The 25,033-nt window shown below is 73.4% G+C and carries 25 protein-coding genes and 1 riboswitch; of the genes, 11 read left to right on the top strand and 14 right to left on the bottom strand.

All coding sequences use genetic code 11. The features are described 5' to 3' along the window. Positions 1 to 901 precede the first annotated feature (901 nt). Positions 902 to 1,267 (bottom strand): PRC-barrel domain-containing protein, encoded by a 366-nt coding sequence (locus tag ACQZOG_RS11890; RefSeq protein ID WP_033278091.1) that lies wholly within the window; start codon positions 1,265 to 1,267, stop codon positions 902 to 904. A 113-nt stretch (positions 1,268 to 1,380) separates the two neighbouring features. Beyond that, positions 1,381 to 1,476, top strand: a riboswitch (glycine riboswitch). A 175-nt stretch (positions 1,477 to 1,651) separates the two neighbouring features. Here ACQZOG_RS11890 and gcvP point away from each other — a divergent pair. After that, positions 1,652 to 4,540 carry an aminomethyl-transferring glycine dehydrogenase gene (gene gcvP, locus ACQZOG_RS11895; protein ID WP_037638501.1) on the top strand — a complete coding sequence of 963 codons (2,889 nt, stop codon included), beginning with the start codon at positions 1,652 to 1,654 and terminating at the stop codon, positions 4,538 to 4,540. 69 nt (positions 4,541 to 4,609) lie between these two features. Here the strand turns inward: gcvP and ACQZOG_RS11900 are convergent, their stop codons facing one another. From ACQZOG_RS11900 to ACQZOG_RS11930, 7 genes are all read right to left on the bottom strand, one after another. Beyond that, entirely contained in the window at positions 4,610 to 5,668 is a 1,059-nt protein-coding gene (locus ACQZOG_RS11900; protein WP_033278089.1) for an ABC transporter ATP-binding protein, read from the bottom strand. A gap of 4 nt (positions 5,669 to 5,672) precedes the next feature. Further along, positions 5,673 to 6,506: an ABC transporter permease gene (locus ACQZOG_RS11905; protein ID WP_193456290.1), complete on the bottom strand. Its 834-nt coding sequence runs from the start codon at positions 6,504 to 6,506 to the stop codon at positions 5,673 to 5,675. Continuing rightward, positions 6,503 to 7,273, bottom strand: a complete 771-nt coding sequence (gene modA, locus ACQZOG_RS11910; protein WP_193456291.1) for a molybdate ABC transporter substrate-binding protein — start codon at positions 7,271 to 7,273, stop codon at positions 6,503 to 6,505. Before modA ends, ACQZOG_RS11905 begins: the two co-directional genes overlap by 4 nt. Positions 7,274 to 7,432: 159 nt before the next feature. Then, positions 7,433 to 7,813, bottom strand: coding sequence for a TOBE domain-containing protein (locus tag ACQZOG_RS11915; protein ID WP_261676247.1), 381 nt, complete (start codon positions 7,811 to 7,813; stop codon positions 7,433 to 7,435). After that, complete coding sequence (locus ACQZOG_RS11920) at positions 7,695 to 8,051, bottom strand: substrate-binding domain-containing protein (RefSeq protein WP_382004295.1); 357 nt, start codon at positions 8,049 to 8,051, stop codon at positions 7,695 to 7,697. Before ACQZOG_RS11920 ends, ACQZOG_RS11915 begins: the two co-directional genes overlap by 119 nt. A 159-nt stretch (positions 8,052 to 8,210) precedes the next feature. After that, on the bottom strand, positions 8,211 to 8,411 hold the full coding sequence (locus ACQZOG_RS11925; protein ID WP_033278085.1) for a DUF5999 family protein: 201 nt from the start codon (positions 8,409 to 8,411) through the stop codon (positions 8,211 to 8,213). Between the two features lie 331 nt (positions 8,412 to 8,742). Continuing rightward, on the bottom strand, positions 8,743 to 9,327 hold the full coding sequence (locus ACQZOG_RS11930) for a hypothetical protein (protein ID WP_380826427.1): 585 nt from the start codon (positions 9,325 to 9,327) through the stop codon (positions 8,743 to 8,745). A gap of 565 nt (positions 9,328 to 9,892) precedes the next feature. On the opposite strand from ACQZOG_RS11930, the gene ACQZOG_RS11935 reads away from it, so the two are divergent. Both ACQZOG_RS11935 and ACQZOG_RS11940 read left to right on the top strand, forming a co-directional pair. Continuing rightward, positions 9,893 to 11,413 carry a glutamate--cysteine ligase gene (locus ACQZOG_RS11935; RefSeq protein ID WP_430741489.1) on the top strand — a complete coding sequence of 507 codons (1,521 nt, stop codon included), beginning with the start codon at positions 9,893 to 9,895 and terminating at the stop codon, positions 11,411 to 11,413. 100 nt (positions 11,414 to 11,513) lie between these two features. Beyond that, positions 11,514 to 12,317 carry a CPBP family intramembrane glutamic endopeptidase gene (locus ACQZOG_RS11940; RefSeq protein WP_037638492.1) on the top strand — a complete coding sequence of 268 codons (804 nt, stop codon included), beginning with the start codon at positions 11,514 to 11,516 and terminating at the stop codon, positions 12,315 to 12,317. Positions 12,318 to 12,367: 50 nt separating this feature from the next. Here the strand turns inward: ACQZOG_RS11940 and ACQZOG_RS11945 are convergent, their stop codons facing one another. Continuing rightward, positions 12,368 to 13,177: a PhzF family phenazine biosynthesis protein gene (locus ACQZOG_RS11945; RefSeq protein WP_193456292.1), complete on the bottom strand. Its 810-nt coding sequence runs from the start codon at positions 13,175 to 13,177 to the stop codon at positions 12,368 to 12,370. A 102-nt stretch (positions 13,178 to 13,279) separates the two neighbouring features. On the opposite strand from ACQZOG_RS11945, the gene ACQZOG_RS11950 reads away from it, so the two are divergent. The 4 genes from ACQZOG_RS11950 (at position 13,280) to ACQZOG_RS11965 (ending at position 16,989) form a co-directional block, all read left to right on the top strand. Beyond that, positions 13,280 to 13,927: a PadR family transcriptional regulator gene (locus ACQZOG_RS11950; protein ID WP_084207107.1), complete on the top strand. Its 648-nt coding sequence runs from the start codon at positions 13,280 to 13,282 to the stop codon at positions 13,925 to 13,927. A gap of 187 nt (positions 13,928 to 14,114) precedes the next feature. Next, positions 14,115 to 14,648, top strand: a complete 534-nt coding sequence (locus ACQZOG_RS11955; protein WP_430741872.1) for a Clp protease N-terminal domain-containing protein — start codon at positions 14,115 to 14,117, stop codon at positions 14,646 to 14,648. A gap of 170 nt (positions 14,649 to 14,818) precedes the next feature. Then, positions 14,819 to 15,802 (top strand): EamA family transporter, encoded by a 984-nt coding sequence (locus ACQZOG_RS11960; protein WP_193456294.1) that lies wholly within the window; start codon positions 14,819 to 14,821, stop codon positions 15,800 to 15,802. Positions 15,803 to 16,026: 224 nt separating this feature from the next. Then, positions 16,027 to 16,989: a DMT family transporter gene (locus ACQZOG_RS11965; protein ID WP_430741490.1), complete on the top strand. Its 963-nt coding sequence runs from the start codon at positions 16,027 to 16,029 to the stop codon at positions 16,987 to 16,989. A 795-nt stretch (positions 16,990 to 17,784) separates the two neighbouring features. Here ACQZOG_RS11965 and ACQZOG_RS11970 read toward each other — a convergent pair. Continuing rightward, on the bottom strand, positions 17,785 to 18,420 hold the full coding sequence (locus ACQZOG_RS11970) for an FMN-binding negative transcriptional regulator (RefSeq protein ID WP_033276895.1): 636 nt from the start codon (positions 18,418 to 18,420) through the stop codon (positions 17,785 to 17,787). Then, a complete protein-coding gene (locus ACQZOG_RS11975; protein ID WP_430741491.1) occupies positions 18,420 to 19,106 on the bottom strand; it encodes a pyridoxamine 5'-phosphate oxidase family protein in 687 nt (228 codons plus the stop codon). Before ACQZOG_RS11975 ends, ACQZOG_RS11970 begins: the two co-directional genes overlap by 1 nt. Positions 19,107 to 19,141: 35 nt before the next feature. Between ACQZOG_RS11975 and ACQZOG_RS11980 the strand changes: the two genes are divergently transcribed. Further along, positions 19,142 to 20,479: an aminotransferase class I/II-fold pyridoxal phosphate-dependent enzyme gene (locus tag ACQZOG_RS11980; RefSeq protein ID WP_193456298.1), complete on the top strand. Its 1,338-nt coding sequence runs from the start codon at positions 19,142 to 19,144 to the stop codon at positions 20,477 to 20,479. A 99-nt stretch (positions 20,480 to 20,578) separates the two neighbouring features. Here ACQZOG_RS11980 and ACQZOG_RS11985 read toward each other — a convergent pair whose 3' ends face one another. After that, positions 20,579 to 21,535, bottom strand: coding sequence for a DMT family transporter (locus ACQZOG_RS11985; protein WP_037638472.1), 957 nt, complete (start codon positions 21,533 to 21,535; stop codon positions 20,579 to 20,581). 75 nt (positions 21,536 to 21,610) lie between these two features. Between ACQZOG_RS11985 and ACQZOG_RS11990 the strand changes: the two genes are divergently transcribed. Next, a complete protein-coding gene (locus tag ACQZOG_RS11990; protein WP_351030730.1) occupies positions 21,611 to 22,561 on the top strand; it encodes a LysR family transcriptional regulator in 951 nt (316 codons plus the stop codon). On the opposite strand, the gene ACQZOG_RS11995 is transcribed toward ACQZOG_RS11990, so the two are convergent. Continuing rightward, entirely contained in the window at positions 22,536 to 23,006 is a 471-nt protein-coding gene (locus ACQZOG_RS11995) for a pyridoxamine 5'-phosphate oxidase family protein (protein ID WP_033276899.1), read from the bottom strand. The two genes, ACQZOG_RS11990 and ACQZOG_RS11995, sit on opposite strands and share 26 nt — an antisense overlap. A 71-nt stretch (positions 23,007 to 23,077) precedes the next feature. Next, on the bottom strand, positions 23,078 to 23,572 hold the full coding sequence (locus tag ACQZOG_RS12000) for a Rieske (2Fe-2S) protein (RefSeq protein ID WP_033276900.1): 495 nt from the start codon (positions 23,570 to 23,572) through the stop codon (positions 23,078 to 23,080). A gap of 201 nt (positions 23,573 to 23,773) precedes the next feature. On the opposite strand from ACQZOG_RS12000, the gene ACQZOG_RS12005 reads away from it, so the two are divergent. Both ACQZOG_RS12005 and ACQZOG_RS12010 read left to right on the top strand, forming a co-directional pair. After that, positions 23,774 to 24,538 (top strand): HipA family kinase, encoded by a 765-nt coding sequence (locus tag ACQZOG_RS12005; RefSeq protein WP_351030726.1) that lies wholly within the window; start codon positions 23,774 to 23,776, stop codon positions 24,536 to 24,538. Beyond that, entirely contained in the window at positions 24,535 to 24,918 is a 384-nt protein-coding gene (locus ACQZOG_RS12010; protein ID WP_033276902.1) for a DUF3037 domain-containing protein, read from the top strand. The genes ACQZOG_RS12005 and ACQZOG_RS12010 overlap by 4 nt, the downstream gene beginning before the upstream one ends. The last annotated feature ends 115 nt before the right edge of the window (positions 24,919 to 25,033 follow it).

A 25,033-nucleotide genomic window follows, 5' to 3' on the forward strand; every position in this document is an offset into this window, starting at 1 on the left:
CGGGCGGGGCCCGCGCCGGGGAGGCGTGACGCCGAGCGGCGCGGGCACGCCGCCCCTGGCCGCCGCGCCGCGCGACGGCCGCCCCACGACAGCGCCGGCCGGATGCCCAGAGAGGCCAGCACTTGCGGAGGTCGGGCAGGGGTCGGCCCTTGCTGCTGCTGTCCCGTGGGTGACCGGATGCGGGTGCCTACGGGCCCGGCTGGCTGCGGGAGGCGACGGCGCGGCATGGGCGGTCGGCTCCGCTGAGGAGCCGGCACTTGCGGAGGTCGGGCCGGAGATCTCGCTGTTGTGCTGCTCCGGCTGGCTGCGCGAGGTCGGTCGGCGGTATGGGCGGTCGGCTCCCCTGCGGAGCCGGCACTCGCGGAGCCGCTGCTCACGGCCCTACCGCACGGCGGGCGTGGACAAGCGCCGGCTCACCGCGTGAGGGCGGCCGCGTGACGTGGTCGGCGGGCTTGCCTCTGGAGCCGGCCTTCGGAGAGGTCGGGCCCGGAAGCTCGCCGTGCTGCCGCTGTCCCGCGGGCGGTCGGATGGCGGCGTCTACGGGGCTCGGCTCGCCACCGCGCGTGCGAGACGGCCCATCGCACCTCGCGGCCTCGCGGCGCACCGTAAGGCACCGCCGGCTGACGGAGCTGCGCCGTTGCCGGCTATGCGTTGCGGGCCGGTGGTGATCGCCGGGCCTGGGCCGGGCGGCCAGAGCCGGGGCTGTGGGCCGGACGCCGGGTCCCGGGCCGGCGGTGGAGCCGGGGCCGGGCGCCGTCAGTCGGTCGAGCCGGGGCCGGGGGCCGTCAGCCTGTCGGGTGGTGGAGGCGGGGCCGGAGGCTGGCGCGTGGGTCGGCGGGGCGGCCGGGGTGCGGGGTGGTGGGGCCGGCGGTTGTCGGAGGCGCCGGCCCCGTCGTGTCGGTTACTCCTGGCCCGCCAGTTTGCCGAAGTCGTGGTCCGGGAGCGGGGGAGGGGCGCCCACGTCCAGGCCGTAGTGGTGGTACAGCTGGAGCTCCTGCTCCGGGGACAGGTGGCGGCCGACGCCGAAGTCCGGCGCGTCCTTGATGAGGGACCGTTCGAACGGCACGTGCAGGGCCCCGTCGATCAGCTCGCTGGGTTCCAGGGGCACGAAGGCGTCCCGGCTGAACAGGCCGGTGCGTATCGCGGCCCACTCCGGCACACCGGTGGCGTCGTCGAGGTAGACCTCGTCGATCGTGCCGATGCGGGTGCCGTTGCGGTCGTACGCCTTGCGGCCGATGAGGTGGCGCGGGTCGATGTCGGTCTGCACGGGCCCTCCACTCGTAGCAAACTCATCCGATAGCACTACAGAAAGGCACAATCGGCGGAACGGCCACTCGAAGGCCGGGGTCCGGACCTCGCTGGTACGCTGGCAACGGCCGCTGACCCCGTGCGGGAGAGTCCTCCAGGCACCACCGGAGGCGCCGAAGGAGCAAATCCTCCCCGGAATCTCTCAGGCACACGTACCGCACGGACGAGGTCACTCTGGAAAGCAGGGCGGGTGTCGACGGCTTCCGCTCTCACCGACGGTGAAAACCGGACCGCCAGCGGCGTCCCGGTGAAACTCTCAGGTTGAGATGACAGAGGGGGAGGCCGTCCGGGCACCTGCGCCGTGGTGCCCCTCGAAGGTCGTTCGGACCAGGAGGCCTCCTCAATGACTGCCCCCCGTACCCCGCTCTCCGAGCTCGAACAGGGAATCCCCTTCGAGCAGCGCCACATCGGCCCCGACCACGAGGCCCGGGCGAAGATGCTGGCCCAGGTGGGCTACGGCTCGCTCGACGAGCTGACCGCCGCCGCCGTGCCCGACGTCATCAAGAACGCCGACGCGCTGGACCTGCCCGGCGCCCGCAGCGAGGCCGAGGTGCTCGCCGAACTGCGCGGCCTCGCCGACCGCAACCAGGTCCTCGGCTCCATGATCGGCCTGGGCTACTACGGCACGTTCACCCCGCCGGTCATCCTGCGCAACGTCATGGAGAACCCCGCCTGGTACACGGCCTACACGCCGTACCAGCCGGAGATCTCGCAGGGCCGGCTCGAGGCGCTGCTGAACTTCCAGACGATGGTCGCCGAGCTCACCGGTCTGCCGACCTCCGGCGCCTCCCTGCTGGACGAGGGCACCGCCGCCGCCGAGGCGATGGCGCTGTCCCGGCGCATGGGCAAGAACAAGAAGGGCCTGTTCCTGGTCGACGCGGACGCCCTGCCGCAGACGATCGCCGTGATCGAGACGCGTGCCGAGCCGACCGGCGTCGAGGTGGTCGTCGCCGACCTGAGCGACGGCATCCCCGCCGACCTCGACGGCCGTGACATCAACGGCGTCCTGATCCAGTACCCGGGCGCGTCCGGCGCCGTCCGCGACATCAAGCCCGTCATCGACCAGGCGCACGAGCGCGGCGCGCTCGTCACCGTCGCCGCCGACCTGCTCGCCCTCACCCTGCTGAAGTCCCCCGGCGAGCTGGGCGCGGACATCGCGGTGGGCACCACGCAGCGCTTCGGCGTCCCCATGGGCTTCGGCGGACCGCACGCCGGCTACATGGCCGTCCAGGACAAGATGGCCCGCAGCCTGCCCGGCCGCCTCGTGGGCGTCTCCGTCGACGCCGACGGCCACAAGGCGTACCGCCTGGCGCTGCAGACGCGTGAGCAGCACATCCGCCGTGAGAAGGCCACCAGCAACATCTGCACCGCGCAGGTGCTGCTCGCCGTCATGGCCGGCATGTACGCCGTCTACCACGGCCCCGAGGGCCTGCGGACCATCGCCCGCCGCACCCACCGCTACGCCGCGATCCTCGCCGAGGGCCTGCGCTCCGGCGGCGCGGAGGTCGTCCACGGCTCCTTCTTCGACACCCTCACCGTGCGGGTCGCCGGCCGGGCCGCCGAGGTCGTCGCCGCCGCCCGCGACAACGGCGTCAACCTGCGCCTCGTCGACGCCGACACCGTCTCCGTCGCCTGCGACGAGACCACCACCCGCGACCAGCTCGCCGCCGTGTGGCGCGCCTTCGGCGTCGAGGCCGACGTCGAGTCCCTGGACGCCGCCGCGCGGGAGGACGCCCTGCCGGACGCGCTGCTGCGCACCGACGACTACCTCACCCACCCGGTCTTCCACCAGCACCGCTCCGAGACGGCCATGCTGCGCTACCTGCGCCGCCTCGCCGACCGCGACTACGCGCTGGACCGCGGCATGATCCCGCTGGGCTCCTGCACCATGAAGCTCAACGCGACCACCGAGATGGAGCCGGTCACCTGGCCCGAGTTCGGCCAACTGCACCCGTTCGTCCCGGCCGAGCAGGCCGAGGGCTACCTCACGCTCATCCGCGAGCTGGAGGAACGTCTCGCCGAGGTCACCGGCTACGACAAGGTGTCCCTCCAGCCCAACGCCGGCTCCCAGGGCGAGCTGGCCGGCCTGCTCGCCGTCCGCGGCTACCACCGCGCCAACGGCGACGAGCAGCGCACCGTCTGCCTCATCCCGTCCTCCGCGCACGGCACCAACGCCGCGTCCGCCGTGATGGCCGGCATGAAGGTCGTCGTCGTCAAGACCGCCGAGAACGGCGAGGTCGACGTCGAGGACCTGCGCGCCAAGATCGAGCAGCACCGCGACGAGCTGGCCGTGCTGATGATCACCTACCCGTCGACGCACGGCGTCTTCGAGGAGCACGTCGCCGACATCTGCGCCCAGGTGCACGAGGCCGGCGGCCAGGTGTACGTCGACGGCGCCAACCTCAACGCCCTGGTCGGCCTGGCCAAGCCCGGCCACTTCGGCGGCGACGTCTCGCACCTGAACCTGCACAAGACGTTCTGCATCCCGCACGGCGGCGGCGGCCCCGGCGTCGGCCCGGTCGGCGTCCGCGCCCACCTCGCCCCGTACCTGCCGAACCACCCGCTGCAGCCGGAGGCCGGACCGGAGACGGGTGTCGGCCCCATCTCGGCCGCCCCGTGGGGCTCGGCGGGCATCCTGCCCATCTCCTGGGCGTACGTCCGCCTCATGGGCGGCGAGGGCCTGAAGCGCGCCACGCAGGTGGCCGTGCTCAGCGCCAACTACATCGCCAAGCGCCTCGAGCCGCACTACCCGGTGCTCTACACCGGCCCCGGCGGGCTCGTCGCGCACGAGTGCATCATCGACCTGCGCCCGCTCACCAAGGCGACCGGCGTGACCGTCGACGACGTGGCCAAGCGCCTCATCGACTACGGCTTCCACGCGCCGACGATGTCCTTCCCGGTGGCCGGCACGCTGATGATCGAGCCCACCGAGTCCGAGGACCTCATCGAGCTCGACCGGTTCTGCGAGGCGATGATCGCCATCCGCGCCGAGATCGAGAAGGTCGGCGCCGGGGAGTGGCCCGCCGACGACAACCCGCTGCGCAACGCCCCGCACACGGCGTCCGTGCTCGGCGGGGAGTGGGCGCACGCCTACACCCGCGAGGAGGCCGTGTTCCCCGGCGAGGTGAACGCCGCCGACAAGTACTGGCCGCCGGTGCGCCGCATCGACCAGGCCTACGGCGACCGCAACCTGGTCTGCTCCTGCCCGCCGCTGGACGCGTACGAGGACTGACCCCCGCGGAAGTGAAGGGGCCCCGCCCGGGCGATCCGGGCGGGGCCCCTCCGCGTGTCCGTGGGCGTGTCAGGCGGGGTAGGCGTGCGTCTGCGTGGCCTTCACCGCCGCCCAGACGGCTGAGCCGGGGTGCAGGCCCAGTTCCGCCACGGCGACGGCGGTGAGGTCGGCGGCCAGGGACAGGTCGCCCGTCAGCTCCACGCGGATCTGGTCACCGTGGCTCTCCAGCCCCGCCACCTCGCAGCGCCACAGGTTGCGCGCGCTGGAGCCGGTGGGCCGGTCCCGGTACAGGGTGACCGCGCCGGGCGGGAACGCGACGAACGCGGGCCCCGACAGGTTCTCCGTGGTGCTCACCTCCGGTCCCGCGTCGAGCCGTACGGTGTGGCCGTCCGCCCGCCCGCGGTACAGGTTCAGGCCGACGAGCTGGGCGATGTACTCGGTGCGCGGGTGGCGGGCGATGTCGGCGGGGGCGCCCTCCTGCACCACGCGGCCGTGCTCCACGACGACGAGCCGGTCGGCCAGCACCATCGCGTCCAGCGGGTCGTGCGTCACCAGGACCGCGACGGCCTCGAAGTCGGCCAGGTGGCGGCGCAGTTGTGCCCGGACCTCGAGACGGGTGCGGGCGTCGAGGGCGGCGAGGGGCTCGTCCAGGAGCAGCAGGCGCGGGTCGGTGGCCAGGGCGCGGGCGAGCGCCACGCGCTGGGCCTGGCCGCCGGAGAGACGCTTGGGCTTGGCGCCCGTGTACTCGGCCAGCCCCATCCGCTCCAGCCACGCGGCGGCCCGCGTACGGGCCTCGCTCCTGCCGGCGCCGCGGCAGCGCGGGCCGAACGCCACGTTGTCGAGGGCGGTGAGATGCGGGAAGAGCAGGTAGTCCTGGAAGACGACGCCCACCGGACGGGACTCGGGCGGGGTGCGGGCGAGGTCGGTGCCGTCCAGGCGTAGACGGCCGTCGGTGAGGGGCGCGAGTCCCGCCAGGGCCCTCAGGGCGGTGGTCTTGCCCGCCCCGTTGGGGCCGAGCAGGGCGACCACGTCACCGGGGGCGGCCGTGAGCGTGACGTCGAGGCGGAAGGAGCCGCGTTCGACGACGAGGTGGGCGTCCAGGCCCTCGGGTGCCGGGTGTGTCGTCATGGGGTCAGACGGCTCTCGTCCAGCGGTCCCGCAGCCCCGCCAGCACGGCCACGGACACCGCGAGCAGCACGAGGCTGAGGGCGATCGCGGCGGCCGGGTCGTTCTGCAGGGCGAGGTAGACCGCGAGCGGCATGGTCTGGGTGCGGCCCGGGAAGTTGCCGGCGAAGGTGATCGTCGCGCCGAACTCGCCGAGCGCGCGGGCCCAGGCCAGTACGGCGCCCGCCGCGACGCCCGGGGCGATCAGCGGCAGGGTGACCCGGCGGAACGCGGTGAAGCGGGACGCGCCCAGGGTGGCCGCGGCCTCCTCGAACCGCGGGTCGGCGGCCCGCAGCGTGCCCTCGACGCTGATCACCAGGAACGGCAGCGCGACGAAGGTCTCCGCGAGGACGACGCCGGCGGTGGTGAACGGCAGGGTGACGCCGAACCACTCGTCCAGCCACCGGCCCACGACGCCGTTGCGGCCCAGCGCCAGCAGCAGGGCGACACCGCCGACCACCGGCGGCAGCACCAGCGGCAGCGTCACCAGGGCGCGCACCAGGCTCCGTCCGGGGAAGTCGGTGCGGGCCAGCAGCCAGGCCAGCGGTACGCCGACGACCAGGCTCAGCGCGGTCGCGGTGGTCGCGCAGACCAGCGACAGGCGCAGCGCGTCCCACACGGCGGGGCTGGTCAGCTGTTCGGGCAGATCGCTCCAGGGCGCCCGGACGACGAGGGCCAACAGGGGCACCAGGAGGAACGCCAGACCGATCAGGGCGGGCGCGAGGAGGGCGAGCGGGACACCGCGGCCGGGGGCGCGGGGGCGACGGGCCTTGCCGAGGGTGTCCTGGGCGGTGCTGGTCACGGGGCGAGGAAACCGGCCTTCCCGAGCACCTTCCGCCCCTCGGGGGATGTCACGAACGCGACGAAGGCGTCCGCGGCCGGGGCGTCGGGGGCGTTCTCGAGCCGGGCGATCGGGTAGTCGTTGACGGCCTGCGCGGCCTCCGGGAAGTCCACGCCCTCCACTGTGTCACCGGCCGCCCTCACATCCGTGCGGTACACGACGGCGGCGTCCGCCTCGCCGAGCCGCACCTTGGTCAGGGCGCTCTTCACGTCCTGCTCGTAGGAGGCGGGCGTGACGTCGGTCCCGGCCGCCGCGAGGGCCTTGCGGGCGGCTGCGCCGCAGGGGACGGTCGCGTCGCAGAGCACGACCTTGAGGCCGGGGGTGGCCAGGTCCTCCAGGGAGCCGATGCCGTGCGGGTTGCCGGGGGCCGTGGCGATGGCCAGGCGGTTGCGGGCGAAGGTGACCGGGGCGTCCGCCGTGAGCTTCTCGTCCGTCACGCGCGCCATCGTGGAGGGGCTGGCGGCGGCGAAGACGTCGGCGGGGGCGCCGCCCACGATGCCGGCGGCCAAGGAGTCGCTGCCGTTGAAGTTGAAGGTCACCTCGATGCCCGGGTGTTCCTCCTCGAAGCGCTCGCCCAGCTCCGTGAAGCTCTCCTTCAGCGAGGCGGCGGCGAAGACGGTCACGGTGCCGCCGGAGCTGCCGTCGTCGCCGTCCGACGCGGAGCAGGCGCCGAGCCCGAGGGAGGCGAGGAGCACGAGCGCGGCCAGGCGGCGGGCGGAACGGATCATCCGGTGAACTCCCTCGCGGCGGCGGGCAACGCGCGGGGAGGCTCACCCCGCGCGTTGCCCCATCATGACGCATCTGCGAGGCAGACTGCACCTGTCTCTTCGTACGAGCGAGGACTTGACGCGTTGCAAGCTCGCATGTGCGACTCGACAAAGGCGCACTCAGGTTCGGTCGATATGGACGTTTGTCGACTTCACCCGGGCTGTGGCCTCCACCCCGACCTCCAGGCCCAGTTCCTCGACCGCCTCCCGCGTGAGCAGCGATACCAGACGGTGGGGGCCCGCCTGGATCTCCACCTGGGCGGCGACGTCACCGAGCTTGATCGCCGTGACGATGCCCGGGAACGCGTTGCGGGCCGAGGTGTACGGAGTGTCCTCCTCGGGTGTGGCCGACTTGGCCAGTTCGACGGAGAACGCCGCCAGGTCACGGCCGTCGACCACCCGGTGTCCCGCGTCGTCGCGACGGGTGGTGAGGCGTCCGGCGTCCGCCCAGCGGCGTGCGGTGTCGGGGCTGACGCCGAGCAGCCGCGCTGCCTGACCGATCGTGTAGGACTGCATGCCGGTCACGATAAGGCGCGACGCGTGTCGCCTCCCGCAGGTCGTCGAAGCCGACGGCGGTCATGTTCTGCGGCACCCGTAGCCTTCGGCCGCGCAGTGCCTCGACGGCCCCGCGCGCCATCCGGTCACCGGCGGCGAAGATCGCGGCGGGCGGTTCGGGCAGGTCGAGCAGGGTGTGGCAGGCCGCGTGCCCTGACTCGGGACGGAAGTCGCCGGGCGCCACGAGGGCGTCCTCGGGAGCGCGTCGACCGTCACCGTGTCCTTCCGTCGGGCCACGGTGGGTGAGGAGCCGTGCTTGCGCTTCGGGGCCGGGTCGCGGAGGCGTCGTCCAGCGGTCCGGCCCCTGTGATGCTCCGGGCGGCCCCGTTCCGCCCGGCCGTGCTCAGGCGGGCGTCAGCGTGACGTCCCGGGCCCGCTGCGGGGCGATGATGCTGCCGTCGGGCAGCAGTTCACCGGTGTCCTCGAAGAGCACGACACCGTTGCACAGCAGGCTCCAGCCCTGCTCCGGGTGGTGCGCCACGAGACGGGCGGATTCCCGGTCGGCGGAGTCGGCTGAGGGGCACGGTGGCTGGTGCTGGCACATGGGTGGGTTCTTTCGCTCTGTGATGACCTGTGTGTGGGCTGTCGTGTCAGTTGCGCGGCGTGAAGCGTCGTTCATGGCCGCCCCCCGTGGTGATGAGTCGGTCGGGATCCAGTGTTGCCCCGCGGACGAGGATCCGCAGGCATTTCGCGGCACCGCTCCTCACAGGTTCATGACGCGTCACCCACGCGGACGGTTCAGCCCAACTGCACTGTCCTTTCGGGTGGTTCGCAGTGGCCGGACAGGACTAGTCCGTACATGTGCACGTCCTGTCACCCGACGCACCCGCACCCCGCCGCCCGGTGGGGCGATGGGGTGCGGGGAAGCGGGCGGGTCAGGCGGGTGAGCCGAGCAGCCGGGTGGGCGTGACGCGGTGGGTGAGCACCGGGAGCAGTTCGGTGACCTGGTGCGGCCGGTGGGCGGCGATGCCGGGCGGGGCGGGCGCGAGCGGCACCAGGAGGTCGGTGGCGGCCGGGCCGCCGGCGGCACCGTCCGCCTCGGTGTCGCCGTGCAGCCAGAGCGCCAGCATGTACAGGCCGGGCACGGACAGCAGACGGGGCTGGTAGGGCTGCGTCATCGTCTCCGCCTGGCGCAGGGCCAGCTCGGTCGACGCGATGTACGGGCCCTCGAAGAAGCGGGAGAAGGCCCAGCCGTCGGCGGTGAGCACGGTGTCGGCGGCGGCCACCGCGCGGTCGCCGGTGTGGATCAGGAAGCGCCATCCGGCGAGCGTCGTCGAGGTCTCGCCGTCGGCGGTGACCCGGTCGAGGACGTGCACGGGCAGCGGGAGTTCGGCCGAGGCGGGCCCTTGTGCGCGGAGCAGCGAGGGAGTTCGGGCGTCCCGCACGGCGGTCGGTGACGAGAGCGCCGTCAGGACGGAACGCAGTGCGGGCGCGGGAGCCGGGGGTACGTGCAGCGGCATGGTGGGTCGCCTCTCATTCGAAGGCACAGTGGCGCGAGGGCGGGGCGTGGCGGTGCGGACGGCGCTGTCAGCTCGCGAAGGTCAGAGAGGCAGGGGCCCGGAGGGTCTGAGCGGGAGACGGGGGTGAGGAGAGCCGCACGCCGTCTCACGGCTGGATCACTCGACCGTGGGCGCCAACCTGGTTCTGCCTTGTGAAGGGAGTTTATACGACACGGGTTGAGACTATGTTTCGTCTAGCTGTCCCCGGCGGCCCCGGCAAGGGTATTTCCGGTCGGCGATATGCGAAAAAGATGGCGATTTCTCAAAGGGTTCACCGCACTGACCTCGGAGAATGACCGCCGAGCGGTCGGCCCATTCCGGTCGGCGTTTTTCACGAGTTCGCAACGGCGCCGTGATACGCGTTCTCGCGTATTGCCCCGTGAATGTGCCACTGGACACCTCGACCAGAGTAGCGGGCGCCACACGGCTCCGGGGCGTTATCGATCGCATCCGCGGGGCATCCTTGCTTGTGGACCGGGACCCCGGCGGCCGATCTTCGGTACGCCATCCGAGGAGGGACGCTTCGATGGGGGAAAAGGTCGTGGCAGGTCAGTTCGACCTGTCCGATCGCCAGCGCTACCGCGAGAAGCTCCGCAGGTGCCTGACAGGCCTGGAGCGACTCCTGGCGGAGAAGCGGTTCGACCGCCCCAGGAACCTGATGGGGCTGGAGATCGAACTGAATCTCGCGGGCGCCGACGGCATGCCGAAAATGTTGAATGCGCAAGTCCTCGAACGCATCGCGAGCCGGGACTTCCAAACGGAACTCGCGATGTTCAATCTGGAAGTGAACATCGCCCCCCACCGGCTGGGCGGAAGGGTATTCGACCGGCTGGACGAGGAACTGCGCACCTCGCTCTCCTACGCCGACCGCAAGGCCCGGGAGGTGGACGCGGGCATCGTGATGATCGGCATCCTGCCGACCCTCGACCGCGACGACCTCGTCTCCTCCAACCTTTCCGCCGTCGACCGCTACGCGCTGCTCAACGATCAGATCGTGGCCGCGCGCGGCGAGGACTTCACCCTCGACATCGACGGCGTGGAGCATCTCAGGTGCACCTCCAAGTCGATCGCCCCGGAGGCCGCCTGCACCTCGGTGCAGCTGCACCTCCAGGTCACGCCGGAACGCTTCCCCGACGTGTGGAACGCGGCGCAGGCGGTCGCCGCCGCGCAGATCGCGGTCGGCGCCAACTCGCCCTTCCTGTTCGGCCGTGAGCTGTGGCGCGAGTCCCGGCCGCCGCTGTTCCAGCAGTCCACCGACACCCGCCCGCCCGAGCTGCAGGCACAGGGCGTGCGGCCGCGCACCTGGTTCGGGGAGCGCTGGGTGACCTCGGCGTTCGACCTCTTCGAGGAGAACCTGCGCTACTTCCCGGCCCTGCTGCCCATCTGCGACGAGGAGGACCCGCTCCAGGTGCTGGACCGCGGGGGCGTCCCCGCGCTCTCCGAACTCGTCCTGCACAACGGCACCGTCTACCGCTGGAACCGGCCCGTCTACGACGTCGCCGACGGCGTTCCCCACCTGCGGGTGGAGAACCGTGTGCTGCCCGCCGGGCCCACGGTGACCGACGTGATCGCGAACGCGGCCTTCTACTACGGACTCGTCCGCGCCCTCGCCGAGGACAGCCGCCCGGTGTGGAGCCGGCTGCCGTTCGAGGCCGCCGCCGCCAACTTCGACGCCGCCTGCAAGGACGGCATCGACGCCCGCTTCACCTGGCCCCGGCGCGGACGCCTCGGCGGCCTGGGCGAGGTGGACGCGGTCACCCTCGTACGGGAGGAGCTGCTGCCGCTCGCCGAGGCCGGGCTGGACGCCTGGGGGATCGAACCCGCCGACCGGGACCGGTACCTCGGGGTGATCGAGGAGCGCTGCCGGCGCCGGGTGAACGGCGCGTCCTGGCAGGCCGCCACCTTCCACCGGGCGCTGGACGCCGGACTCGGCCGGGAGGAGGCGCTGGCGGCCACCACCCGCCGCTACCGCGACCTGACCAAGCGGGGCGAGCCCGTCCACACCTGGCCGGTCGGGCTGCCGGAACCGGTGCCGACGACGGCCTGACCGGAGCCAGGGAGGAGCTGATCGGCCCCCGGGACTCGCAGTCCGCCGCACAGGTACTGCCTTCATACTGATCGGACCGATCGGTGATGTGGAGGCAGGTGTGCAGGCGGAGGCGGCGGGCCCGGGGGCCGATGCGTATCCGGAGCGGACCCTCTCGCGGAGGACGCTGCGCGACGAGACACTGCTCGTCCTCGCGCTGTCGCTCGGCGCGAGCGGAGTGTCGGCGCTGATCAGCTTCATCGGCTCGGTCACCAGGCCGGGCGGACTGAAGGACCAGGCGGCCACCCTCAACGCCTCGGCCGCGCCGGGCCGCCCCTGGCTGGACCTCGCCTGGCAGCTGTTCGGCATCACCACCGCGCTGGTGCCGGTGGCCCTGGTCGCGCACCTGCTGCTGCGCGAGGGCGCCGGACTGCGCACCCTCGGCTTCGACCGCACCCGCCCCTGGTCCGACCTCGGCCGCGGCGCGGCGATCGCGGCGGTCATCGGCAGCAGCGGCATCGCCTTCTACCTCGCCGTGCGCGCGCTCGGCTTCAACCTCACCGTGGTGCCGGAGGCACTGCCCGAGGTGTGGTGGAAGTACCCCGTGCTGATCCTGTCGGCCGCGCAGAACTCGATCCTCGAGGAGGTCGTCGTCGTCGGCTACCTGCTGCGCAGGCTCGACCAGCTCGGCTGGTCGCCCACCGCCTCGATGGCGGGCAGTGCGGTGCTGCGCGGGTCGTACCACCTGTACCAGGGCATCGGCGGCTTCATCGGCAACATGGTCATGGGCGTGGTCTTCGTGTACCTGTACCGCCGCTGGGGGCGCGTCGGACCGCTGGTGGCCGCGCACACGCTGCTCGACATCGGCGCGTTCGTCGGGTACGCGCTGCTGGCGGGGAAGGTCGGCTGGCTGCCGACCGCGTGAGACGAAGGGGGCCGGTGGTCCGGTCCCCTTCGTCATGACGGGGGCGGGGCTCAGACCAGCAGCTCGCCCTCGACGACCGTCACCGCGCGGCCGCCCAGCAGGGTGCGGGCGCCGCGCACCTCGGTACGGACGAGCCCGGAGCGGGGCGAGGCCTGGAGGCCGGTGAGGGCGGCGCGGCCGAGGCGCTGCGACCAGAGCGGGGCCAGCGCGGTGTGCGCGCTGCCGGTGACCGCGTCCTCGTCGATGCCGACGTTCGGGAAGAAGCACCGCGAGACGAAGTCGTATCCGGCCGCCGGGTCCTCGGCGCGGGCGGTGGCGATGATGCCGCGCTCCGAGTGCGTCGTCAGTGCCTTGTGGTCGGGGCGCAGGGCGCGCACGGCCCGCTCGTCGGCCAGCTCGACCACCAGGTCGCCGACGTAGGGGCCGGTGTCGAACGCCGCCAGGACGGGTGCGCCGAGCGCTTCTGCGACACCCTCGGGCACGTCGACGGCGCTGAGCGGGGCCGTGGGGAAGTCCAGGGTGACGGTGCCGTCCTCGGCGGTCTCCGCGACCAGCACGCCGCTGCGGGTGGCGAACCGCACCGGGCCCTTGTGGGCGCCGGTGGTGTGCAGGACGTGCGCGGTGGCGAGTGTGGCGTGGCCGCACATGGCGACCTCGGTGGCAGGCGTGAACCAGCGCAGTGCCCAGTCGGCCTCGCCGCCCTCGGGCAGCGGGTGGGCGAAGGCCGTCTCGGCGTGGTTGATCTCCAGAGCGACGTTCTGCAGCCAGGAGTCCTCCGGGAAGGCATCGAGCAGCATCACTCCGGCCGGGTTGCCGGTGAAGGGACGGTCGGTGAAGGCGTCGACGATTCGGATCCGCATGCCCCGACCGTAAGGGGCGGGACCGAGCGTCTTGTCGCGCGATCGGTTCCGATATATCGTTGAAGTATCGCAATAGATCAACGATGGAATGGAGTGGTGGCGATGCGTGGCTACGGTCATGAGCACGGACACGGTCATGGACACGGGCATGGTGGTCCGCGAGGCGGTGGACGGGGCGACTTCGAGCGCCTGCGCGCGGCCTTCGGTCCCTTCGGTCCCGGCGGTCCGGGAGGGCCCGGCGGCCCCTGGGGTCCCGGATTCGGTCACGGCGGCCCCTGGGGCGGCCGAGGACGCGGCGGGCCCAGGGGGAGGGCGCGGCGCGGTGACGTCCGCGCGTCGATCCTGGCCCTGCTGAAGGACCGCCCGATGCACGGCTACGAGATGATCCAGGAGATCGCCGAACGCAGCGGCGGGGCGTGGAAGCCCAGCCCCGGCTCGGTCTACCCCACCCTCCAACTGCTGGAGGACGAGGGCCTGATCGTCAGCGAGTCCGAGGGCGGCAAGAAGCTGTTCTCCCTCACCGAGGCCGGCCGCACGGCAGCCGAGGACGGACCCGAGGCCCCCTGGGAGGAGGCCTCGCGCGGGGTCGACTGGGAGGCGCTGACCGAGATCCGGCAGGCCGGGTTCGGTCTGATGGAGGCCTTCGGGCAGGTCTGGAAGACGGGGAGCAAGGAACAGCGGGAGAAGGCCCTCGCGGTCATCAACGAGGCCCGTAAGAAGCTGTATCTGATCCTCGCCGACGAGCACTGAGCCGGCCTTCGGCGGTCGGTGGGGGACTGAGGGGCGTGCGCCGTGTGGCGTGCGCCCCTTGGGCGTGTGCGCCCTGATCTCGTTCGGAAGGAGGAGATTTCGCCACGCGATGTCCACTTTTCGCGGGACGGCAAGATGCGTCCCGCCGCCGATGTGCCGGGCTGCCGGGACTGATGGGGTGAGCGATGTGCGATCCCGTATCCCCCGGCAGCAGGCCCAGTGGCCCCAGGCGCAGGCCGCCCGCGGCGCGGACGACGACGCCGGGCTCGGCCCGGAACTGGCGGAGGTCGTGGCCGGCGCCCGGCGCAGGGTGGTCCGGGGCGGCGACCGTCACATCGACACCGCCCATCTGCTGCACTCCCTGCTCGAGTCCGACCCCGAGGTACGGGCCGCGTTCGGCGAGGGGGCCACGGTGGCGCGGCTGCTCGGCTATCTGGTGCAGCGGAGCATCGGGTACGGGCTGAGGTGGCAGGGGAGCGTCGAGGACTCGGGCGGGCTGCCGGTCGTGGAGGGGGCGACCGGGTTCTCCCCGTTGGCGGCGGTGTGCGTGGAGCGGGCTCGGGAGCGGGCTGCCCGGCGGGGGGACGGGGCGGTGCGGGGGACCGATCTGCTGGCGGCGCTTGTCGCCGAGCCGCGGGCTCGGGCTGTCGAGGTGGTGCGGCGGGCCGGGGTGGAGCCGGGGGAGGTGGTGCGGGGGGTGGATGCGAGGGCTGGGGGGTGAGCGGGGTGCTGCGAGCCTGGTCTTCTTCGCCCCCTCCGCCCCTTCCCTTCCCGTCCCTCGGGGGGCTTCGCCCCCCGGGCCCCCCTTTTTTGCGCAGTTCCCCGCGCCCCTGAGAGGGTTTTCCGTCAGGTGTCTTGAGGGGTGACGGTGCTGTCGGCGGGTGGCATCATGTGGCGGTGTTCAAGACTCACCCCAAGGGCGTCGGGCTCACCCTCGCGCTGGTGTCCGCCGTGGCCTTCGGCGGATCCGGTGTGGCGGCCAAGCCGTTGATCGAGGCCGGGCTCGACCCGCTGCACGTCGTGTGGCTGCGGGTGGCGGGCGCCGCGCTCGTCATGCTGCCGCTCGCCGTACGCCACCGCGCGCTGCTCAGGCGGCGGCCCGCGCTGCTCGCCGGGTTCGGGCTCTTCGCCGTGGCCGGCGTGCAGGCCTGCTACTTCGCCGCCATCTCCCGCATCCCCGTCGGCGTCGCCCTGCTCGTCGAGTACCTGGCGCCCGCGCTCGTCCTCGGCTGGGTGCGGTTCGTGCAGCGGCGGCCGGTGACGCGGGCCGCCGCCGTCGGCGTGGTGCTCGCGGTGGGCGGCCTGGCGTGCGTCGTCGAGGTGTGGGCGGGGCTCGGCTTCGACGCCCTCGGGCTCGCCCTCGCGCTCGGCGCCGCCTGCTGCCAGGTCGGCTACTTCGTCCTGTCCGACCAGGGCAGCGACAGCGAGGAGTCCCCCGACCCGCTCGGCGTCATCGCGTACGGGCTGCTGATCGGCGCCGCCGTGCTCACCGTGGTCGCGCGGCCCTGGTCCATGGACTGGTCCGTACTCACCGGCACCGCGGCGATGGACGGCACGCCCGTCGCCGCCTTCCTGCTCCTGGGGTGGATCGTCCTCGTCGCCACCGTCGCCGCGTACGTCACCGGCGTGCTGTCGGTGCGCAGACTCTCCCCGCAGGTCGCGGGCGTCGTCGCCTGTCTGGAGGCGGTCATCGCCACCGTCCTCGCCTGGGTGCTGCTCGGCGAGCATCTGTCGGCGCCGCAGATCGTCGGCGGTGTGGTCGTCCTCGTCGGCGCCCTCATCGCCCAGTCCTCCGCCCCGGCGAAGACCCCCGAGGAACCCGTCGCGAGCGGCGGTCCCGAACGGGAGTTGTCCACTCCCGGAACCACCGCTTAGGGTACTGATCATGCATACGCACGCACGTGTTCTTCCGCCGCCGGCCGCCTGAGGCGGGCGTTACGGCGCATACGCCCGGCAGCGTGCCGGGCGTCGCGGTGCTGCCCGCAGACGAAGTCCGCGGACCCCGGTCCCTCGGCCCCGTCCGGGCCTGAGCCGGGCTCCCTTCCGAACTTCCGCGCCCACGCCGACGCGTGGTGCGCGCCTCTGCGGAGAGAGAACACGTGTCGAACCATGTCTCCGGCCTGCCCGTAGGGCGTGGCCTGATCTACCTCGTCGTCGCCGGTGCCGCCTGGGGCACCGCGGGCGCCGCGGCCTCGCTGGTGTACCGCACCAGTGACATGGGCCCGGTTGCCCTGTCCTTCTGGCGGTGCGCCCTCGGACTGGCCGTGCTGTACGCGGCGCGCCTGCTGTCCGGGCGCTCCCGCGCCTCCGCCGCTCCGGCGCCGCTGCGCCGCCGGGTCGCGCGGGCGACGGCCACCGGCGCCGGACTCGCGGTGTTCCAGACGGCCTACTTCGCCGCCGTGTCGGCGACGGGGCTCGCCGTGGCCACCGTCGTCACCCTGGGCGCGGGGCCCGTGCTGATCGCCGTCGGCGCCCGGCTCACCATGGGCGAGCGACTGGGACGCGGCGGGCTCGCGTCCGTCGCGGGCGCGCTGACCGGGCTCGTGGTGCTCGTTCTCGGGGGAGGGGACGCGATGGTGGACCCGGCGGGTGTCCTGCTCGCCCTGCTGTCCGCGGCCGGCTACTCCGCGATGACCCTGCTCACCCGCTGGTGGGGGCGCGACGGCGGCACCGACTCCTCCGGCGCGACGGTCGCGGCGTTCGCCGTCACCAGCCTGGTGCTCCTGCCGTTCGCCGCGGTGGAGGGGCTGATGCCGCACACCGACGCGCCCGGCACCCTGCTGCTCCTGCTCGCCTACGTCGCCACGGTGCCGACCGCGCTGGCCTACGGCCTCTACTTCGCGGGCGCCGCGGTCGTCCGGTCGGCGACCGTCTCCGTGATCATGCTGCTCGAACCGGTCAGCGCGGCGGTGCTGGCCGTGGCCCTGCTCGGCGAACGCCTCACCGTGGCCACGCTGATCGGCACCCTGCTGATGCTGGGCTCGGTGGCGGGCCTGGCGGTGGGGGAGGCCCGGGACGCGAGGGCCGCCCGGAGGGCGCGAGGGGAGGCCGTTCCGGTGTGAGGTGAGGGGGTCTCGGTGGGTTGGCGGGGGACCCTTGGGCGCCGGGTGGGGCTTGGTCGGTCGGGGCGGCCGGTGGCGAGGAGGCTCTTCACGACCGGGCGGCGGGCGCGGCTTCGTCGGTGCGGGCTCGCTGGGAGCCGGCCTGCGCGGCAGTCGTGCCCGCTCGCCGGAGGGGTTCATATGGCTGTGTCCCGGCGCGCGAGCCAGCGGTCCGGGGGTGCCGGGATCGGTCTCAGGAGACCTTGCGCGTCCGCGATCCGTCGGCCCGGAGGATTCGCGTCGACGACGCATGCCCGTTGGGGCCACTGACCGGTGGCCGGTGTACTTGCTCGTCGCGCGCAGCACCGCAGCACCGGCCGGCTCCCACCGGGCGCGGGCGCGGGCGTCACGTCGACGGGGAGTGCGTGCGACGGCCGCGTGACCGGGCCGGGCGGCACGGCCGGGGAACGAGGGCGTCGGTCTGAGAGCCGGTCGGCGCCCCGGGTCCGGCGGGAGGCAGCGCGCACCGCCGACCTGGGCGCCGGACGGGCCCTCCACGTCCGTGCTGACTTACCCGCGCCGCACTCGCGCGTCCGTGCTGAGGTCCCCGCCGCGCCCCCACGTCTGTGCTGGGTTTCCGCGCCGCACTCGCGCGTCCGTGCTGAGGTCCCCGCCGCGCCCCCGCGTCTGTGCTGGCCTACCCGCGCTGCACCCCCGTGTCCGCGCTGAGGTACCCCGCCGCGTCCGTGCGAACGTGCCCGCGCTGCCCGCGCGCGCCCGTGCGGACGTACCCCCTCTCCGCCCCCCCGCGTCCGCTCAACCGGCCGTCGGCCCCGTCCGCAGGACGTGCCCCCGGGCGGCGGCGTCCCGAGCCTGACCTCGGTCCTCGAGAGCGGCCGCGATGCGGTCGCGGACCGCCTGGGATCGTTTGCCCGCGTACTTGAACTTCGCCCGCACCCCGGTCACTTCCAGGCGCAGGCCCCGGATGCCGGACAGCAGCCTGCCGTATGGCGTCTCGCCGGCCGCGGCGCGTGCGGAGCCGCCCTCCGGCTGGAAGTGGCCGACCTGGCGGTTCAGCAGGGCCGCCTTCTCCGCCGGGTCGTCCACGACGTGGGCGCGGCAGCGGAGCTGCACCGCCGCGTACAGGCTCGTCGGGACGCCGTGTTCGGGCGGTGTGCCCGGTTCCGCCTGCCAGGGGCCGGGGACGAACGCGTAGTCGTCGACCACGCTCAGCAGGACGTCCGGGGCGGACTCGACCGCGGGCCAGAGCGGGTTGGGGCGGGCGAGGTGGGTGACCGCCTCGCCGCGTTCGGCGTCGTAGGCGAAGTGCAGGGGCTGGACGAACGGCGGCTCTCCGGGCGGGCCGTTGACCGCGAGCTGGCCGAAGTCGTGGGTGGCGAGCCACCGTTGCCACGTGTCGTCGCGGGGTGCGTCCCAGGGGTGGATCAGCATCAGAGTGCCGTCAGGTAGCCGGGGACCTCCGTGCCGGGGGTCAGGTCCGGGGACGGTTCGGGAGCCCCGTAGGCGGTGCGGACCGGGAGGACGCCCGCCCAGTGCGGCAGGGACAGGTCCTCGGGCTCGTCGTTGACGCCCCCCGTGCGCGCCTTGGCGGAGACCTCGTCCAGGCGGATGCGGAGTACGGCCGTGGCGGCCAGTTCCTTCTTGTCGGCCGGGCGGGAGTCGGCGCTGCGGCCTGGTACGACGTGGTCGACGAGCGCGTCGAGCGCCTGCCGCTTCTCCTCTGCGTCGGTCACGTCGTGCGCCGTGCCGTGCACCACCACGGAGCGGTAGTTGATCGAGTGGTGGAACGCGGAGCGGGCCAGCACCAGGCCGTCGACGTGGGTGACCGTGACGCACACCGGGAGCCCCTGGTCGGATCGTCCGGCCGTGCGCAGGGGGCGTGAGCCGGTGGAGCCGTGGACGTAGAGGACCTCGCCGACGCGGCCGTAGAGCGTGGGCAGGACGACGGGGGCGCCGTCCCGGACGAAGCCGAGGTGGCAGACGTAGCCCTCGTCGAGTATCGCGTGCACCAGGTCCTTGTCGTACGACGCGCGCTGGGGGGCGCGGGTGGGGACGGTGCGCTCGGTGGGCGTGTAGGCGGTGTCGGGTCGCTGCTGCGGTCGCTGGGGCCCCTGCATGGCCAACTCCATTGCACTAGTGCATAATATGGTTTGTGCTAGGAGAGTATCGGATCAGTGGGCGGCGCGCAGCGGAGATTTCCGCGAGCATCGAGCGGGCGGTGGGGGAGGGTGCCCTGCAACCGGGCGAACTCCTGCCCCCCATGCGGGAGTTGGCGGAACGGCTCGGGGTGAACCCGAACACCGTGGCCGCCGCGTACCGGACCCTGCGCGAGCGCGGGGTCATCGAGACGTCGGGCCGGCGGGGCAGCCGGGTGAGGCCCAAGCCGGCCACCACCGCGCGCGAGATGATCCGCGTGGAGGCTCCGCCGGGCGTGCGCGACCTGTCCGACGGCAACCCGGACCCCGCGCTGCTGCCCTCGCTGGCCGGGGCGTTCGCGGCGGCCGCGGCGCAGGGCGACAAGGAGCCCGTGCTGTACGGGCACGCGCCGGTGGACCCCGGGCTGGAGCGGCTCGCACGGGCCGGACTGGACGCCGACGGGGTGCCCGAGGGGCCGGTCGCCGTCACCTCGGGCGCGCTCGACGCGGTGGAGCGGGTGCTCGCCGCGCATCTGCGGCCGGGTGACGCGGTGGTGGTCGAGGACCCGGGGTGGGGAAGTCTGCTGGACCTGGTGCCGGCGCTCGGTCTGCGGACCGTGCCGGTGGCCGTGGACGACGAGGGGCCGCTGCCGGACGACGTGCGCAAGGCGCTGGCGGGAGGCGCGCGGGCACTGATCGTCACCGACCGCGCCCAGAACCCGACGGGCGCCGCGCTGACCGCAGGGCGGGCGGAGGCGCTGCGGGCGGTGCTCGCCGACCACCCCGAGACGCTCGTGATCGAGGACGACCACGGTCACCACATCGTCGACCTGCCGCTGCACCCCCTCGCGGGCGTCACCCACCGCTGGGCCTTCTCCCGCTCGGCCGCCAAGGCGTACGGTCCCGACCTGCGCCTCGCGGTCCTCACCGGCGACCCGCTCACCCTCGACCGGGTACGCGGACGGCAGCGGCTCGGGCCCGGCTGGGTCAGCCTGACCCTCCAGCGAGCGGTGGCGCGACTGTGGGCCGACGGCGCGGTGGACCCGGCGGACGTGGCGGCGCGCTACGGGAAGCGCCGGGACGCGCTGGCCGCGGCGCTGCGCCGCCGCGGGGTCGTGGCGCGGGGGCGCACCGGCATGAACCTGTGGGTGCCGGTCCCCGACGAGACCGGGGCGGTCGCCCGACTGCTCCACGCCGGCTGGGCGGTGGCCCCCGGAGCACGCTTCCGCCTGAACACGCCCCCGGGCATCCGCGTCACCGTCTCCACCCTCACGAACGCGGAGATCGAACCCCTGTCCGAGGCGATCGCGGCAGCGGTCCGGCCGAGGGAGGGAGACAGGCGAACGTACGCGTGAGGGACGCTGCGCACGCGAGTCAGTTCGTCTGACTGCCGCGGCCGGCCGGGCCGGGTGCGCCCAGTGGCCCCCCGCTCGGGTCCGGGGCGGCGCGTCCGGTTAGCCCGCCCGCTTCGGCTTCACCTGGGTCAGTGCCGCCCCCGCCAGTACCACCGCCGCCCCGACCGGTGTCGACCATGTCAGTGTCTCGCCCAGCAGCAGGATGCCCGCCGCCGCGGCGATCACGGGGACGAAGTAGGTGACCATCTGGCCGGTCGTCGGGCCGACCTCGGCGACGATGCCGTACTGGACGAGGACCGCCAGCCCCGTGCCCAGCGTGCCCAGGGCCGCGATCGCGAGCAGCGGGCCGACCGCCAGGCCCGACGGCACCGAGGTGAACAGCGGGGTCACCACCGCCAGTTGCACCGTCGCGAGCAGCAATTGCCCGCCGGTCAGGGACAGGTGCGACGCGCTGCTGCCGGCGAGGGTGCGGCGGACGTAGATCCAGCCGACGGGATAGCTCAGCGAGGCGAGCAGGGCCAGACCCGTACCGCGTGCGTCCAGGCCGTGGAAGCCCTGCCAGGCCCCCAGCACGGTCAGCACCCCGAGGAAGCCGAGGCCCAGGCCCGCCACCCGCACCCGGGTCGGCCGGTCCTCGCGCAGCGCCACCAGGGACAGCGCCATGCCCCACAGCGGGGAGGTGGCGTTGCAGATGCCGGCCAGGGTGGACGGGATGGTCAGTTCCGCGAAGGCGAACAGCGAGAACGGCAGCGCGTTGAGCAGGAAACCCGCGACCGCCAGGTGCATCCAGGTGCGGGCGCCGCGCGGCAGCCCCTCCCGCCGTACCGCCATGGCCACCGCCAGCACGGCCGTGCCGAACGCCAGGCGGCCCAGGGTGACCTGGAAGGGGGCGTAGCCCTCGGTGCCGACCTTGATGAGGAGGAAGCTGAAGCCCCAGATCAGGGACAGGGCGGCGAAGCGCAGCCGCCAGTCGAGGCGCGGTCGGGCGGGTGCGGGCGCGGAGCCTTCGGGGCCTGGTGCGGTGACGGGGGCGGTGGACGAGGTGACGCTGCTCATGCCGGTAACGATGAGGGAGACCTACCTCGTAGCACAATCGAGAAATCGCACGCGGTATCTCGTAGCATCGCTTACATGTTGAATCTGGAGCGCCTGCGCACCCTCGACGCCCTCGCCCGGCACGGCTCGGTCAGCGGTGCGGCGGAAGGGCTGCACATCACCACCTCGGCCGTCTCGCAGCAGATGGCCAAGCTGGAGCGCGAGGTGGGGCAGCGGCTCCTCGCCAAGCACGGACGCGGGGTGCGGCTCACGGACGCGGGCCGGCTGCTCGCCGAGCACGCCGCGCGCATCCTGTCCCAGGTGGAGCTGGCCCAGGCCGATCTGGAGGCGCAGCGCGGGCAGGTCGTGGGCGAGTTGCGGGTCTCCGCGTTCCCGACCGCCGCGCGCGGGCTGTTCCCGGTGGCGCTCGCCGACCTGAGGGAACGCCACCCGGCGCTGCGGGTGCGGTCGCGGGAGATGGAGCCCGAGAACGGCATCCGGGGTGTCGTCCGTGGCGACCTCGACCTCGCGGTGGTGCTCGACTGGTACAACAAGCCGATGCCGCTGCCCGACGGGCTGGTCAAGGCACTGCTCCTCGACGACCCCGCCGATGTCGCGCTGCCGGACGCCCACCCGCTCGCCGGCCGCGAGGAGGTGGATCTCGCCGAGCTGGCCGAGGACGAGTGGATCACCTGGGGCGAGGGCGAGTTCTGCCACGAGTGGCTGATGTTCACCCTGCGCTCCAAGGGCGTCGAGCCGATCGTCGCCCACCGCGCCGCCGAGAGCCACACCCAGCTCAACCTGGTCGCGGCCGGCCTCGGCGTGTGCATCGCCCCGGTGCTGGGCCGCGACCCGCTGCCCGCCGGGGTGGTGACCGTCCCGCTCCGCCAGCGCGTCCGACGGCACGTGTTCGTCGTCTGGCGCGCCGACGCGGACCGCCGCCCGTCGATCCGGGCGGCGGTGCGGGCGCTGCGGGCGGCCGGTGAGCGCTTCGGGGGCGCCCCCGAGGACGGCGCTCCGGTCAGGACAGCCGCGCCAGCTTCCTGAAGTCCCACGACACGATCTTCTCCGGGGTCAGCCGCAGCCACGCGTGCCGCCCGTCGTGCGGCATCTCGTCCAGGCCGAAGTTCTTCCGCGCGAACAGCGTCTCCGGCACGTCCAGTTCCGCCCGCAGCTCGCCGGTGCGCGGGACCTCGCCCACGAACTCCACCCGTCCGGACAGCTCCGCGCCGCGCAGCTCGTCGTACTCCTCGCCCGTGTCCACGACGATCGCCACCCGGGGGTCACGCCGCAGGTCCGCGAAGCGCCTGCTGCGCACCACCGAGTACAGCCACATCGAGTCGCCGTCCCACACGAACCACAGGGTGCTCACGTGCGGCATGCCGTCGGCGGACACCGTGGCGACCCGGCAGGTGCGCTGTTCGGTGAGGAAGTCGTCCAGCTCCCCGGGCGTCATCATGATCTTGCGACCCCGGCGCTGCGTGGCGGTCATACGGCCCCTTCTGCTGTCGTGCTGTGCGTGTGCCGTGCACGGATCACCCCATCGTGCACGGGTCCGGCGGTTCAGGCGAGAGTGATGGAGTCACCGTCGACGGTGATCCGCACCTCGGGCAGCGGCTTGGTCGCCGGGCCGCTGTTCACACTGCCGTCGGTGACGGAGAAGTTGCTGTTGTGGCAGGGGCAGTTGATGAGCCCGTCGGAGACGCTCTTCACCGCGCAACCCTGGTGGGTGCAGGTCGCGGAGTACGCCTTGAACTCGCCCGCCGACGGCTGCACGACCACCACCTTCTGGTCGGCGAAGACCTTGCCGCCGCCCTCCGGGATGTCGGCGGTGGAGGCGAGCGGCGTGCCGCCGGCGGCGTCACCACCGGAATTCCCGCCCGAGCCGGAGCCGTTCGCGGTGTCGTCCGCCGCGCCGCCGGACTCGGCGGGAGCGGCCGACGCGTCGTCGTCGGAGCCTCCGCACGCGGTCAGCGCCACGGCGAGGCCGGCCGCCCCCGCGGCGGCCACCACCGTGCGGCGGGCGGGTCCCGATGCGGGCTGGAACGATACGGTCATGCCGGTGTGTCCCTTCCGGGGATGAAGCGTGATCTGGAAACAGGTACGGTCGGCGGGCCCACGCCGTTCATGCAGTGCCGAGAGCTTCGCCTGCGCGCGGTCGGAGGGGCGTAAGCCACAGCTGTCGGTGACCTGTCGATCACCGGCGGCGCGCCACCGGGCCGCCTCCGACGTGCGGCGACACGCCAGTAGCCTGGGGCGATGCTCAAGGAAGTCATCGCGACCCGATTCATCGCGCCGCTGCGCGAGGGCGGCTCGCTCCCCGGACTGATCGAGGCGGACGACCTCGGCACCTACGCGCTGAAGTTCACCGGCGCCGGACAGGGCCGCAAGACGCTCGTCGCCGAGGTCGTCTGCGGGGAGCTGGCCCGCCGGCTGGGGCTGCGGGTGCCGCGCCTGGTCACCGTCGAGCTCGACCCGGTGCTCGGGCTCGGCGAACCCGACCCGGAGGTGCAGCAGTTGTTGAAGTCCAGCGGCGGCACCAACCTCGGGACGGACTTCCTCTCCGGCGCGCTCGGCTTCGACCCGCTCGCCTTCGAGGTGAGCCCCGAGGAGGCCGGGCGGATCCTCTGGTTCGACGCCCTGGTCAACAACGTCGACCGGTCGTGGCGCAACCCGAACATGCTGCGTTGGCGCGGTGAGCTGTGGCTCATCGACCACGGCGCGAGCATGATCTGGCACCACAACTGGCCCGGCGCCGAGGCCTCCGCCGCCCGCCCCTACGACGCCTCCGACCACGCCCTGCGCGGTTCCGCCCCGGACGTCCGCGCCGCCGCGGCGGATCTCGCCCCGCGCATCACCGAGGACCTGCTCGCCGAGGTCACCGCCCAGGTCCCCGACGTCTGGCTGGCCGGCGAACCCGGCTTCGACAGCCCCGACGACCTGCGGCGCGCCTACGCCCGCCCGCTGCTCGCCCGCGCTGCCGGGATCCACGACCGCATCCAGGGCCTCGAGGGGGACCGGTGAGCGACCTGCACGTCTACGAGTACGCGGTGCTGCACGTCGTGCCGCGCATCGAACGCGGCGAACGCATCAACGCGGGGGTGCTGGTGTACTGCCGGCCCCTCTCCTACGTCGGCGCCCGCACCCACCTCGACGAGGCCCGGCTGCTCGCCCTCGACCCCGCCGCCGACATCGCCGGCGTACGGGCCGCGCTGCGCGCCGTCGAGGGCGTCTGCGCGGGCGGCGACGCGGCGGGCCAGGCGTCCCACGACGACCCCGGCCGCCGCTTCCGCTGGCTGATCGCCCCCCGCTCGACGATCGTCCAGCCGGGCCCCGTCCACACAGGCCTGACGACGGACCCGGGGGTGGAGACGGAACGGCTGCTGGACCTGCTGGTCCGGTAGGTGCGGGGGTTCGCTTGCGCGGGCGGGGCGGGTGAGGGGTGCCCGTTCGGGCGGTGCCGGCTGTGCCGGGTATCGGAGGCGTCGGCCCGCCGGACTTCGGGTGCGCTGCTGCCAT

It is taken from the genome of Streptomyces sp. P13-3-3 (assembly GCF_050571355.1).
Lineage (GTDB): Bacteria > Actinomycetota > Actinomycetes > Streptomycetales > Streptomycetaceae > Streptomyces > Streptomyces althioticus.

Coding starts and splice junctions, on each gene's coding strand:
- gcvP (WP_037638501.1), top strand. CDS start 1,652: ATGACTGCCCCCCGTACCCCGCTCTCCGAGCTCGAACAGGGAATCCCC.
- ACQZOG_RS11900 (WP_033278089.1), bottom strand. CDS start 5,668: ATGACGACACACCCGGCACCCGAGGGCCTGGACGCCCACCTCGTCGTC.
- modA (WP_193456291.1), bottom strand. CDS start 7,273: ATGATCCGTTCCGCCCGCCGCCTGGCCGCGCTCGTGCTCCTCGCCTCC.
- ACQZOG_RS11925 (WP_033278085.1), bottom strand. CDS start 8,411: ATGTGCCAGCACCAGCCACCGTGCCCCTCAGCCGACTCCGCCGACCGG.
- ACQZOG_RS11930 (WP_380826427.1), bottom strand. CDS start 9,327: ATGCCGCTGCACGTACCCCCGGCTCCCGCGCCCGCACTGCGTTCCGTC.
- ACQZOG_RS11935 (WP_430741489.1), top strand. CDS start 9,893: ATGGGGGAAAAGGTCGTGGCAGGTCAGTTCGACCTGTCCGATCGCCAG.
- ACQZOG_RS11945 (WP_193456292.1), bottom strand. CDS start 13,177: ATGCGGATCCGAATCGTCGACGCCTTCACCGACCGTCCCTTCACCGGC.
- ACQZOG_RS11950 (WP_084207107.1), top strand. CDS start 13,280: ATGCGTGGCTACGGTCATGAGCACGGACACGGTCATGGACACGGGCAT.
- ACQZOG_RS11970 (WP_033276895.1), bottom strand. CDS start 18,420: ATGCTGATCCACCCCTGGGACGCACCCCGCGACGACACGTGGCAACGG.
- ACQZOG_RS11975 (WP_430741491.1), bottom strand. CDS start 19,106: ATGCAGGGGCCCCAGCGACCGCAGCAGCGACCCGACACCGCCTACACG.
- ACQZOG_RS11985 (WP_037638472.1), bottom strand. CDS start 21,535: ATGAGCAGCGTCACCTCGTCCACCGCCCCCGTCACCGCACCAGGCCCC.
- ACQZOG_RS11990 (WP_351030730.1), top strand. CDS start 21,611: ATGTTGAATCTGGAGCGCCTGCGCACCCTCGACGCCCTCGCCCGGCAC.
- ACQZOG_RS11995 (WP_033276899.1), bottom strand. CDS start 23,006: ATGACCGCCACGCAGCGCCGGGGTCGCAAGATCATGATGACGCCCGGG.
- ACQZOG_RS12000 (WP_033276900.1), bottom strand. CDS start 23,572: ATGACCGTATCGTTCCAGCCCGCATCGGGACCCGCCCGCCGCACGGTG.
- ACQZOG_RS12005 (WP_351030726.1), top strand. CDS start 23,774: ATGCTCAAGGAAGTCATCGCGACCCGATTCATCGCGCCGCTGCGCGAG.